The 13092-nt window shown below is 30.2% G+C and carries 11 protein-coding genes and 1 pseudogene; 4 read left to right on the forward strand and 8 right to left on the reverse strand.

Features of this window, described 5'->3' with window-relative positions; genetic code table 11:
• Window positions 1-663: 663 nt before the first annotated feature.
• The 6 genes and pseudogenes from ACLIJJ_RS26155 to ACLIJJ_RS26175 all read right to left on the reverse strand — a co-directional run bounded on the left by ACLIJJ_RS26155 (window position 664) and on the right by ACLIJJ_RS26175 (window position 7948).
• On the reverse strand, window positions 664-1068 hold the full coding sequence (locus tag ACLIJJ_RS26155; protein ID WP_411411940.1) for a DUF1672 family protein: 405 nt from the start codon (window positions 1066-1068) through the stop codon (window positions 664-666).
• Window positions 1069-1230: 162 nt separating this feature from the next.
• Window positions 1231-1422 (reverse strand): annotated as a pseudogene (locus ACLIJJ_RS26955) (YxiF family protein); the annotation flags it as partial.
• Between the two features lie 15 nt (window positions 1423-1437).
• A complete protein-coding gene (locus ACLIJJ_RS26160) occupies window positions 1438-1707 on the reverse strand; it encodes a hypothetical protein (protein ID WP_411411941.1) in 270 nt (89 codons plus the stop codon).
• 578 nt (window positions 1708-2285) lie between these two features.
• On the reverse strand, window positions 2286-4460 hold the full coding sequence (locus ACLIJJ_RS26165; RefSeq protein ID WP_411411950.1) for a peptidase domain-containing ABC transporter: 2175 nt from the start codon (window positions 4458-4460) through the stop codon (window positions 2286-2288).
• Between the two features lie 46 nt (window positions 4461-4506).
• The gene (locus tag ACLIJJ_RS26170) at window positions 4507-7632 is read right to left on the reverse strand and encodes a type 2 lanthipeptide synthetase LanM family protein (RefSeq protein WP_411411942.1); all 3126 of its coding nucleotides are present in this window, start codon (window positions 7630-7632) and stop codon (window positions 4507-4509) included.
• A 73-nt stretch (window positions 7633-7705) separates the two neighbouring features.
• Entirely contained in the window at window positions 7706-7948 is a 243-nt protein-coding gene (locus ACLIJJ_RS26175) for a plantaricin C family lantibiotic (RefSeq protein WP_411411943.1), read from the reverse strand.
• Between the two features lie 198 nt (window positions 7949-8146).
• On the opposite strand from ACLIJJ_RS26175, the gene ACLIJJ_RS26180 reads away from it, so the two are divergent.
• The 4 genes from ACLIJJ_RS26180 (at window position 8147) to ACLIJJ_RS26195 (ending at window position 10885) form a co-directional block, all read left to right on the forward strand.
• On the forward strand, window positions 8147-9043 hold the full coding sequence (locus ACLIJJ_RS26180; RefSeq protein ID WP_411411944.1) for an ABC transporter ATP-binding protein: 897 nt from the start codon (window positions 8147-8149) through the stop codon (window positions 9041-9043).
• Window positions 9036-9773 (forward strand): hypothetical protein, encoded by a 738-nt coding sequence (locus tag ACLIJJ_RS26185; protein WP_411411945.1) that lies wholly within the window; start codon window positions 9036-9038, stop codon window positions 9771-9773. The genes ACLIJJ_RS26180 and ACLIJJ_RS26185 overlap by 8 nt, the downstream gene beginning before the upstream one ends.
• Window positions 9774-9783: 10 nt before the next feature.
• Window positions 9784-10506 (forward strand): hypothetical protein, encoded by a 723-nt coding sequence (locus tag ACLIJJ_RS26190; RefSeq protein WP_411411946.1) that lies wholly within the window; start codon window positions 9784-9786, stop codon window positions 10504-10506.
• Between the two features lie 145 nt (window positions 10507-10651).
• Window positions 10652-10885, forward strand: a complete 234-nt coding sequence (locus ACLIJJ_RS26195) for a plantaricin C family lantibiotic (protein WP_411411947.1) — start codon at window positions 10652-10654, stop codon at window positions 10883-10885.
• A gap of 961 nt (window positions 10886-11846) precedes the next feature.
• On the opposite strand, the gene ACLIJJ_RS26200 is transcribed toward ACLIJJ_RS26195, so the two are convergent.
• Complete coding sequence (locus ACLIJJ_RS26200; protein ID WP_411411948.1) at window positions 11847-12305, reverse strand: toxin-antitoxin system YwqK family antitoxin; 459 nt, start codon at window positions 12303-12305, stop codon at window positions 11847-11849.
• Complete coding sequence (locus ACLIJJ_RS26205; RefSeq protein WP_411411949.1) at window positions 12295-12705, reverse strand: YwqJ-related putative deaminase; 411 nt, start codon at window positions 12703-12705, stop codon at window positions 12295-12297. The genes ACLIJJ_RS26200 and ACLIJJ_RS26205 overlap by 11 nt, the downstream gene beginning before the upstream one ends.
• Window positions 12706-13092 lie beyond the last annotated feature (387 nt).

Here is a 13092-nt window from a genome sequence, read left to right on the forward strand (position 1 = left end):
AGAAGAATATTTCATACAAACTCTGTTAATCATTGTAATAACAATAAATACGGAGGGAAATGTATGAATAATGCTATTTATTTTATAAATGAACGGATAACCTTAGAAGGTTTATCGAAAGTAGACAGTATAAGTCTACAAAAACAGCATTTGTTAAAATACATCCAATCAAATAACCTGAATATTGTAAGCCAAATTCCTATCAAATTAATGACTATTACACCATCTAACACGCTCTTTTATATGATTTGGAAAAATTCGAATTAGAGAAAGTAAATTACCTACTTTATTACTCCGAAGAAGTGATGAAAGACTTTATTTATATCTATCCAGATTACTGGTTTTTGTTAAAAAACCACTTCATTTTTGTGATTTCTTTAAAGAAATACTTGGAGAAAACTCTACTTCATTAATTAGTTAATGAACTAAAAACAACTAGTTTGTTGTATTTTAGTTTCCTTTCATGATTCATTTCCATGTCATAATTTCTTTCTGCATCTAGCTATGCAGGAGTCAGTTCACTTAAAAGCTGTGTATCTGTAAGGATAGCTTGCTTGCCATATTTTCCGATTGGATCTTCATGTTGGGTATCAATAACTGTATAATCTCTATCATTTACTTACATTAACAAATCAAATAGCGGTCTCCATAAATTCATATGCTTTATTCCTTAATAATGTAATCTGGGAAACCACGTTTTAAAGAGTTATCTTTTGCTCCTTCAGCACTCTGTTTGTCAATTAAGTTATCATTGAGCGAGAAACTGTAGGTACCATTAGGTATGGAGTCCATTTCTTCTAACTCTCTTGTGACTTGATTAAATATTTTTTCACTTGGTTTTGCCTGCTTGTCGGTCATAAATAATTGAATATTGATTTTGAAGTTTTCAGTATTAAACAAGCTCTCATTAAAAGCATTCCGCAAATTTTCTGCACTTTCATCAGGGTTGCTTATATAGAGGTCATAAACTGGTTTGATAGCCTCTTCTTTACTCGTTAGCGCTATAAAGTAATATGGAGTCATAAATCCATGTCCGCCAACATTTTGGAGGGCCTCTTTTGTAGCCATGTATTAAAATAAAACTCCTTGATGGTACTACCATCAAGAGCTCTCGATTCTCAAACGAAACATTTTCTTATTGTCTCACTCAAATATCAGCTGATTAAGTATAAATTAAAGTAAAAAACCTTGACAGGCATCTGTGCTTAATCAAAGTTCTCATATTTTTCCTTATGAAAGTCCCCAAACACTTAACTCATAAAAATATTCCGTTCGTTCAATACACAAACCAAAATTAAAATCTTCTGCAATTAGGATAAAATCTCCATATCTAACTGAAAACTTTGTTAACTCAATAATTTCATTTAAGTGACTAAATACTTCATTAACATTAACCAACACTGCTTCTGTTTCATTTTCTCTAAAAAACGTAACAGACTATTTAAATTTTTCCAAACTATAATACGGATTAGAGATATTCTCGCCTACTTCATCTATTGTTTCCTGTATTTCATCTAGGATTGATTTATCTATATCCTTATTCTGTTCCAGTGATTCTTTTATTTTATTAAAGCAAATTTCTAGACCTAGATTTACTACAATAGAAAGAATAATATCTACTTCATCATAAGAATCTGTATTCCATAATTTAGAGAGAGTTCTATCAATATCATTTCTTATATCATTTCTTAATAACTCGTATGTCATAACTTGCCTATCTGTTAGTTGACTAAGTATTAATAAAAAACCATTTTTTTAAATTTTATTATTTCTAAATTGATCTAATACATTTTGAAACATTGATATTAGTGTTTCAGTTGGTATTCTATCAGGTAGTTCCTTAATTTCATTTATATCCATATTTTATTTCCCTTCTATCGGAATATGAACCTCATTTAAAGATTGATTTTTTGTCCATGTTCTATCTGATTTTAGCTGTTTATTTCCGATTTTTATCTGTGCAGTCCATCTTGAACCTGATGCTGATCCTGGATATTTGCTTGCCGCTACAGGGTCTGGAGAATGCCATCTAATTATAGCCTTTTGTCCATCGGCAAGTGTAAATAATGGAATAGGAAATTGCGTGTCCCCTTCTATGAAAAATGGAATGATACCAGCAGAGATTTCTAGAACAGAAAAGACGATTTTGCTAAGAAAACGTGTACTATTGAATGAAAGATACGATAAAAAAGAACCAGGAATTCAATTTTCCTGGTCCAATATGCACACTAAGAGATTAATGGATTTTTGAAAGGATTATACTATAACGCGAAAAACTTATTCCTTTAGTTACTAATAAGTTGTAATTTTTCTTTCCCTGACTCTGAAGATGAGAATAGCTCATTATATTTTCCTTTAAGAGAAATTAATTCATCGTGACTTCCACTTTCTATTATTTTCCCGTTCTCTAAAACAAATATTACATCACTATTCATTATAGTTGATAACCTATGAGCAATTACAATACTAGTACTTCCAATTTCTTTAAAGTAGTTAGCAATTCTAACCTCATTTAATGAATCTAATGAACTTGTGGCCTCATCCAGAATTACAACTTTATGATTATTAATTATTGATTTTGCCAAGGCAATCCTTTGCCTTTGTCCACCAGAAAAATTCATGCCCATATCAGAAACAAGAGTGTTGTATTTCATTGGTAGACTTTCAATAGTATTTGAAATCTGTGCAACTTCTGCAGCTTTTTTTACTTCATCCATAGAGGCTTGTAAATTCCCCATGGTAATATTTTCATAAATCGACTTATTCAGCAACTGAATCTCTTGAGGAACTATTGCCATCTGTTTTCTTAAAGATCTCTTATTTATATTAGATATTTGTTCTCCATCATAATAAAGTGCTCCCTTTGTAGGTTCATAGAGACCAATTAATAACTTTGCTAATGTGCTTTTCCCTGATCCCGATTCGCCAACTATTGCAACCTTTTGTCCACTTTTAATACTCATAGATATGTCAGAAAGTACAAGATCTTCTTCATTTGAAGTATAAGAGAAAGATACATTTTCCAGTTCAATAGATCCAGTTAGTAATAGCTTTTCTTTTCCTAAATTAATATTTTCTTCTGGTACATCTGTTATATCTTTTAATCTTTCTATTGTATTAGATGCTATCCAAAATGAATTCCACACTTGGAAAAAAGATGACGCATAACTGAAAAACATAGTTGTAATTGTATAAAATGCAATTGTTTCACCTATTGATGTATAATTATTTATTAATAAATTCATTGATATTATTAACACTATTATAGGTGAGGCATTCACAGATATCTGATTAAATGTTGTATATATATTAGATACATAACCTTGATTTTTAAACCGTTCTATAACATCATTTAACTTTTTGCTCCATTGATAAAGAATCTCTCCTTCAGAAGAAGATACTTTAATACCAAGTATTGATGATATAGTTTCTACTTGGATTTTTTGCAGTTTACTCCGTTCAATCACTTCATACAAGTTTAATTCTTTTAAATAGTTGCGAAGAAAAAATGTTATTATAAAATAAATAGTAAATAAAGTGAAAACCACTATAGCTAATGTAACGGATTGATATAACATATAAGCAAATATAAAAATTAAAGCTCCAGCGTCTAGGATCCCCCTTATTATTTTATCTGCCAATAAATCTTTTATCACATCTATACTATTTAATCTATACAATATATCCCCCTTAGCTCTCAACTCAAAGAACTTATATGGAATATTCAACAAATGTTTAAAGACAGTAGATTGTAAATCTTTTTCTAAAATTGATTGAACTTTGATTAAATACCTGCCCCTAGAATATGTCGCAACAAAGTTTAAAATCAGTGAACCAATAAACAAAAACAGTAGATTCCAACTAATGCTCTTACTTTGAATTACAGAATCAGTTAAAATTTGTATAGAAATCGGCATGAGAAGAGTTGCGATATATGTAATTAAAGACAGTACGAAAATAATGGTAAACAAGCCCTTATTTTTTTTAATATGTGGTGTTAAAAATTTAATAGGGTTATCTTTATCTTTATTTGGTTCGAACTTTTCATTTGGAATAGGTATTAAAATGACACCTGAAAAACGATCTTCTACTTCACGATATGAAAATCTTTTTCTTCCCACTGCTGGGTCTACTATAATAAAGTATTTCTTAGTAACTTTCTCTAGTACTACAAAATGGTTATCATCCCAATGTAATATACAAGGAGATTCAATATGGAGCAACCCTTCTACAGTTGTTCTATAAGCAGAAGAACTAAATCCCTTTGTCTCAAGTAATTTTTTAACCTGATTTAGTTTTAGTCCGTCTCGACCAACTTCCAAAATGCCTCTTAAAGAACTCAAAGATTCGTAACTTTTATAATACCTTAAAATCATTGCAGCACAGCAAAGGCCACATTCTGTTTGCTGCATTTGTTCAACATAAGGTACTTTTCTATTGGTCTTGACCAATTGGAACATTCCTTTCTTTTTAAAAGGCCCCACAATAGGTGGGGCCTTTTATAATTTATTCTAACCATAAAACATCTTGCATTTCTTCTTTACATCCATATTTTAATAAAAAGTAACCTAATCCTGACAATCCGGTCATTAGCCCATATATGTTAACGGATCGGAATACATTGTCATCCCAATTGTCTATAATGTAATTATTAAATAAATTCTCTAAGAAAGAGTCACATTTATTTCTTAATTCTTCATCATTAGTTGCTGCTGCAAGTTGATAAATAGCACCTAGATTACCAGTATCACCATGACATAAGACATAAGTAGCAGCACCAAACCCTAAATTCATGGTGGAATGTAATGCGTGTTCAATATCCTTAGATATAGTCGGAGTAACCTCAAATCCATGTTTTAGAAGTATCGCCCTATTTAATAGTATACCTGGTGCACCATGACACCAAGCAATGGCATGAGCATGTTTATCAATATTCATTTTCCAATTATTTTCTTTTGTAGAAAAGAGTGAATTCTCGAATTCTATGGCACTTTTAATAACCTCTTCTATTTCTGGATCCCTGTTGTATTTGTAATATCTTGCTAAAGCTGCAGTTATTCCACTTGATCCATGTGCAAAACCTGTATATGCATCTTTTTCTTCGATTGAACCCCATAATAAAAAATTATTATATCTAGTAACATTTTTTACAATATGTTTTGCGACAATTTTAGCCCTTGTAATAAGTTGTTCTTTTTTGTTATCTTCGCACGTATTTTCATACATTGATATAAGTGTTCCAAGTGCCCCAGCTGATCCTGAAATCAATTCAAACTTGTTATTTAATTGTATATTTCTAACTAAATATTCTGATTGAGAGTATGCAAGTTCTTTGTATTCATCTATTTCTAAAATATTACCAATATGGAATACAGAATAAATTATCCCACTAATACCAGTGAATGCTCCTAAGTCCAACGGTATATCTGGTTGATCATCTAAGCTCTTGAGTAAGTCCAGACTTGGTTTTATGGTTTGCTTAGCAGCTTCTTTATACTTATTATCTTGGGTAGTTTTTGCAAGATAAGCTAAAAACAGAGCGATTCCACTATTACCTTTATAAAGATCATCTTCTACAGATGAAAAACGAGTATAGACTTCTTCTTTACCAACTACCATTAAACCAAACCAAGTTCTTTCCGTTTTAGAAGTGTTGACAATACTATCTTTTATAATTTTATTCCCTATCTCTTTAGCAATTTCTAGATATTTTTGAGAGTTAGTTATTTTGGCATTTTGCTCTGAAATAAACTTTACTCCCGTACTTTTTGTAGTTTCTTTTTTTATTGTGTGCATAAATGTGTAATCAATGATACTAGTTTGAAATTGTAAGTCATCTGTATTCATGTCAGATATCTTACTTAAGACTATGTGCAATGGAGATTTTTCAAATTTAAAGCCATCCACAACACTGTTATTTGAATTTGTTAAAACAACTTCATCTGATTTTATTGAAAAATACGGTATATCACCTTGTAAAAGATCTTCATATTCACTTAATGCAATCTTTCCAGGATTCTTAAAAAATTCCGCAAATCCAATTCTATTAAAATAAACTTCTCTATGTATACTCTCTCTTAGAAGGTCTGGATGATAACTTAATGACAACAAATTAGAATATAGAAATGTCGGTTTACAAATTACGCGAGTTTTAACATTTTTAAAATATTTTTCAACCATTTGAATGTAAGTTTTTTTATTTTTCAGAATCCATATATACATTTGACGAAATCCATATTGTATCTGATCAATATAATCACTAGAATTAATAATTTCATTATTCAGTCTAGGATTGTTACTTTCTATATCTATATAACCGTAATTTCTTTCGACTTTTATACTGTCAGTATCCATATCAGCTATTTTTGAAGATCGAAATGGAGACAATTGTTTTGTATTGGCACCAACTCCTCCAATATCTAGTGTGTTAACTTGTCCTTGACTTTCATTATATAAAGTTCTAGTAGGTAAAAGATATATAGAGTAAACAGAGTCTCCAATCATTCTTGAAGCCAATCCATGAATATTATCTTTATCGTATTCTTTCTCTTGCGAACCCACATGTAAAAGTGCCTCAAGATCTATAAGAACTGGGTGCTCACCAAATGCAATTAAATTCTCATGGTGAAAATCCTTTGCATTTAACGAATAGAGTATACATAGATACTGTCCAATTCTGTTATAGAAATTTTCAACTTGTTTTTGTGAATCACAATCATTATACTCAATAAATTCCATCCAACCAAAATCTTTGCTGGAGTGAACCTTCGCATATCTTAAATTCAGTAATTCTTCCTCAACCGAATGATTTATTTCCTCAATAAATTCATTGAATCTTTGTTCTAGATCCATATTTCTCGGCTTAATAACAAGTTTTTCTCCAGTTGTAAAATTAATAACAGCAACAGTTTTTCCACCATTATGGGAATCTCCGAATGAAGTTTCGATATGCAAAATATTCCCAAGTTCCTTTTGGAGTGTCATTTCTAATTTTGATTTTTCCTTTTTGGTGGCAATTATAATATCGTAAATATAAGTAATAAAGTTCTCTATACTTTTTTTCAATAGGTTTATAAGACTACTGTACTCCAAATATAATGATTTAAGATATGAATTATCTTTTAATAGTACAAATTTAAAATAATTCGCTCTTGATACAGGTGTATCCCCTTCTAACCAATGGTTATTCCTTGCTATATTAGTTTCTAGAATTAGTGTTCTGAAGGACATCTTATATGAAATCCTATAACAACCAATAATTATAGACTGAAATAAATGAGACTTGTCTTGTATGATGTCTAATTCATCAAATTTGTGTTTTGTTTTTTCGAATGCAGGTTTAAAAAGTGGTGTTAAAAAGTTTATGTAGGGAAAATCGTGTTGAGGTAGTGCATTTATTATATCATCAACATCATTTTCAGTAGGTATGTTACTGAATAAATCCTCTATAAACGCTATGTATTCTTGCTTATCATCAACACTATTCCACTTTTCTTCTAATTCGTTAAAACTTAATTCAGAAGTTTTATTTAGTAACTCGTTTATATCATTCTCCGTTTTCAATTCTGGGAAAAAATTCTTCCAATAATTCACTACATCATGATACTGAATACTATCTAGTATTTGTGTCATTTCAATACCCCTTTGCTAAATAAAGCTGGACCAAGTAGGCTCCAGCTTTATAAGTATTATTTTATTATTTGAATTATTTTGTGCCAGCACAAGGATCTGTCAAATTACATTCCGCAGATAAAGTACACACTCTTCCATAGTTGTTTCCTAGGCCAGCAATGTCAGCAATTGTCTTAGAAGCCCAGTCGTTAGTTCCACCAGTTACAAGGGACATATCTTGCTCACTAATCTCTTCGAAAAGATTACCTGCTGGATTTTTTTCCTTCATGGAGTATTTATTCTGGATGATTGGGTTTTTCGTGAATTTCGTTTCCATTACTATTTCTCCTCCAATATTTTCTATTTTTGAGATATCTCGAAAATTATTTTACATATTATTACAAAATATGTAAAGGACTTTTTTCATATTTTTGTATAAATTTCCATAGAATGTTAAGGAAATAATTTTCCAATTATTAATTGAATGATATAATTGTGAATGCATTTTATTTTAATTTACTGAAGGAGGATCATTATGCAGAATATACTAGAAGTTCAACAAATATCTAAAAGTTACAGAAATAAGAAGGTTTTAGACAATGTTACTTTTAACATTAAACGAGGAGAAGTAGTCGGTTTAGTAGGGCCGAATGGTGCTGGAAAAACCACCCTTATGAAAATCATCATGAATCTTATCCAAAATTATGAAGGTAAAATTAAGCTAGAGGAACACAAACAGAGAAGGAAACAAATTGGAGCTATAATAGAAAACCCTAGTTTCTATCCCAATTTATCTGGACTGGAAAACTTAAAATACTTTGCTGAAGTCTCTGGTGGTTATGATAAGACACATGTGGAATCTATAATAAAGTTGATGAAAATAGATGGATTTATAAACAAAAAAGTTAAAAGCTATTCGTTAGGAATGAAGCAAAGGCTAGGAATAGCCCAATCTCTTTTAAATAACCCCGATTTTTTAATACTTGATGAACCAACAAATGGATTAGATCCTGAGGGTGTTGTAGAGATAAGAAATATTATCGACGAAGTAGTAAGAAAGAAAAATATTTCTGTATTAATATCAAGCCACATTCTTGCCGAAATTGAAAATGTTTGTGATAGAGTGCTTTTTCTAAAGAACGGGAAAATGATACATACACTGGATTTAAATTCAGTAGATGCTAATGGTATACAGAATTTTGTAATTGAAACTAAACAGAGCAAAAATATAAAAAGATTTCTTGAGAGTAAAGATATAGTAATTAGTGATATCGACAATGGCAAAATTAACTTTGAATACACAGATGAAGATATAGAAGATTTAATCTATCAACTTGTTCATAACGAACTTAAATTTTCAGCTATTTATCCTTCTCGTGACAATTTAGAAACTAAATTCTTTAAGATGTTAGGAGGAAATAAGATTGGTTAGGTTACTTAGAGTTTCATATATTGATTTTAAATTTATCTTAAAGAATAAGGCTCTATTATTCACTTTAGCGATTACCTTAGCATATACAATATTATTTTTCTTTTACTCAACCAATTATTCAAAAATGGATAGAGATATTAATACCTATTATCGTGCTTTTTATGATATATCCTATTACATATTTTTAATTGTCCCAGCTTTATCTCTTTCTAAAGAGTATTCTTTTAAAACAACGAGGATTTTATACACAGGTATATTTAGTAAGAATCAAGTCTTCCTTTACAAAATACTATCAACACTTTTTTTCCTAATAGTCCTAGGATTCTTGCACCGATTAATTGGGAATATCTTTTGGGGATTAGACCAAAATATTCTTTCATTTAAAATCTTAAGTAATAGTATAGTTGAGACTACATTAATTTATTTACTCACAGGTATCTTTACGATCAGTCTAGCATTTTTCTTTTCTCTTATTTCATATAGCAGGTTAAGTACAGTTATTTTTACTGTAGCTATCTTCATATTAGAAAGGTATATACGAGGAATACTGTTTTTAATATTAGAAAATAAAATGTTCCTTTCAATAATAGAACATAATCCCTTAGCGATTATTCAATTTTCCTTACAATATGGAAGGTTATCAATCATGGATGGAATTATTCTTGTTTTCTTATCAGCAGTTCTATTTTGCTCTTCGCTTATATTAATTAATAAAAAAGCTGTAAATTAGGGGGTATTATATGTTAAGCCTTATTAAATATGAGTTAAGAAAGTACATTAACAAGTCCTTGATTGTATTTTTTGTCCTTTTTCTTGCTTTTACTTACTTAGATAACTTTATTCATTATCAATTTGGTGCTGCAAAACCAGATCTCGTAGTAGGAAGCTTTGGTTTATCTTTATTATTAACACAGCTTTATCTTATCTACTTGGCTAGTGTATATATAAGCTCTGAATTTCAGATAGGTACATCTAAATCTGTATTTACTGGAGTATATACACGTACAGAAATAATTAATATTAAGATGTTTACAATGTTACTTATTGCAATATGTTTTGGTGTAATCAATTGGCTCATAGGTTTCATTGTAGAAATTATCTTACTTGATAACTTTAACTTAGCCTCAGCATTAACTGACTTGTTAACAGTGGTTGCAATTTACTTAGTATATTTTATAGGTATACTAACCTTTTCACTATTTATTTGTTCAATTTGTTTAAACAGATTGATGACAATTATATTAAGCTATGGTGCATTTATTTTCATCGGAGAAATTGTTGCACAGATTGCTGACAGAAGCCCTTCCTTTGCAGATATAGTTGAAAATCTACCATTCTATATTATTACTAATGGATTTAGTACATTAAGTTACAATCTAGAATCTCTAATTATAATCTTTATCTTTAGTACGATTCTTTACTTAGCAGGTATATATATATTTAAAAAGAGAGATCTTACATAAGCAACTCTGAGAGTTTTTTAGTTTGTATGTTTATTTTAAATAATTTCCAATTTTCTCATTTGTTTATATTTACAAATTTTGTAATTAATTGTAAAATTAATTACGAGATATCTCATAAATGGATAATTTAAGAGGAGGAATTAGAATGGAATTTAAATACACAAAAAACCCTATCATCCAGAATAAATACTCTATGAAGGAAAATAACCCAGCAGGTGACTTTTTTGAAGAGCTTAGCGAGCAAGATTTGAATTTAGTTTCTGGGGGAACTTTTATTGAATATTCTAGGGCAATAGCAATTGTACAAGGCCTAAAAGGAAACTATGGACAATTCTGTACAATTTCAGCAGAGTGTGCTGGAACGCACAGTTGCGAATAATAAAATGATGCTGACAACCACTTGATTGGTATTACCCCTGTCAAGTAGACAGCACAAAAAACTATACAACTAACGCGTGTTGTTACATAAAAAGAGGCTGGGACATAACTAGCTTCTTATAAATGAAAAAAGTGAATTTGGGCAACCGAATTCACTTTTTTCATTTAATTTTATAATTTGCACAGTAAGGTCTTACATTCTTACCGCATATTTTCTTAAGTTGACGGCCATTAATACCAGACCGATGTCATTTTATCTTACCAATATATTATTTGCTACTTTTTTATACTTACTCTTTTGAACCCTTTTGGTTGCTATTATTTTATATAGACATTATTTAGAACATTAAGAATCTGATTTTGTTATGAGTGGAAAAGAAGCTGCTGAAAGTGCAGTTGCCCTTTTCTTGTCTAATCAAGAAAAGTTTAGGTCTCCACGAAATGGAAAACCAAAAAAATAGCTCAAACGATTGCTCAAATTAAGAGTATACTGGGCGTTCAATCTGTAAACATAGTGTATATTCCTAGGAATTAAAATGTTATACATAAAAAAACACCTTCGGAGGGTGTGATACTCCAAAAGTGACCAAAGTCTAACCAAATGCACAAAGGAAAATATAAAAAAGGAAATACTATTCCTCTATTAACAGTTTAGCTGTGATTTCTGTTTTTATGTACAAAAAAGCCGATGGTACTAAGATCATGAACTGACGACTATTAGGTAATTGAACTAACACTAATACGAGTTTTATAACATTACAATTTTAGAAAAATAAGACCAATTAAATCACTACGCTTTTTGCAAAATTGTACTATTAGAAAATTTTTTAAAAATTTTCGAGTAAAACAAACAGATCAATATTATATCAAGGTTAAATATGATACATTACCCTTCAGTAATATCTTAAATCCACAATAAATTTAAATCTTTTTTGCTAATATCGGACTTTATCCCATTATAATTATATTATTGATTCTCTTCTGAATTTTTTAGCATAAATTAAATCTGATTCACTTGGCTCTATTTTCTGTTCTATAATATTTCCTTGTTCATCATACTTTTTAAAAATCATCTCACGTCCAGCAATACATTCAGACTCATACTTTACTTCTCCATTTTCAGAGTATTCAACCTGATAGCCCTCAGCGGCGTTTTTATTCATATTTCCTACTCTTTTTAAATTACCATTCGGATAAAACTCCACAGACATACCTTGTTTCACACCATTGTCTACATAGAAATAACTTTCTATATTCCCGTTTTCGTAAATATCGTAAGCTAATCCAGTAAACAATATTTCTTGGCCATCTTCTGTGTACTCTACTATTCCTAAACCATAAGGCCCACCATATTCTAGGTACTCTTCAAACTCTGTACCATTCTGTATAATAAATTCCTTTGTTAAAATGTCATTTAACATTTTTCGAAACCTCCGTAATTATTTCAAATTCATCTGTAAGAAAGGCACAATGAGGACACCTAGGGGACATCATTTCAGCTGGCTTCGTTCTACTTTGACCTGTCCGAATGACATTAATAACAAAGTTATCCAAACTAGCATTAGGATTAGCCTTTAATGCCTCATTCAATGCAATAACTTCAGCATGAGAGCCGGCGCCTTTTGTAAAAGTATATGAATCAATGACTTCCGGTGGCCTAGAATCGTATCTTGATTTTATTAAAGGATGGAAATCTGGCAAAAGTCCTTTGTAATCATTTATTGCATAATTTATTTTACCAGCGAGTATTATACGACCGTCTCTAATAAAAATACAATCCCAAATTAATGAGTCATAGACATTAAAAATACTCTCTTTCACGTTAACTATTGATTATCATCACGTGCTTATACGATCTCGTTAGTTTGTTAACCATTCCATATCATAATTATCCCTGCCATGAAAAATGTCATCTCACCCGATTCTCATACTTTTCTTCCTAGCCAGTATTAAATTAAAACTACTTTATGGTACTCGTGTCCTATGTTGTACTAATAAAAAGCACTTGTTGCCTATCGTAGACAGTCAAGTGCTTTAAACTCATATGTTTTTAAGTAGTATTAAATTTGTAAGTTTTTTAGTAACAGTTCGACAGCCTTTATATGTTGTGACAAATACTAGGTTAAAACTTACGAGTTTATATAAATGTATTATTACCTACTTATAGTTATTGCTTAATAAGTATAGAATACACTATTTTATTCTCCT

Source organism: Niallia laureatilytica (genome assembly GCF_046613985.1).
Classification (GTDB): domain Bacteria; phylum Bacillota; class Bacilli; order Bacillales; family Cytobacillaceae; genus Niallia.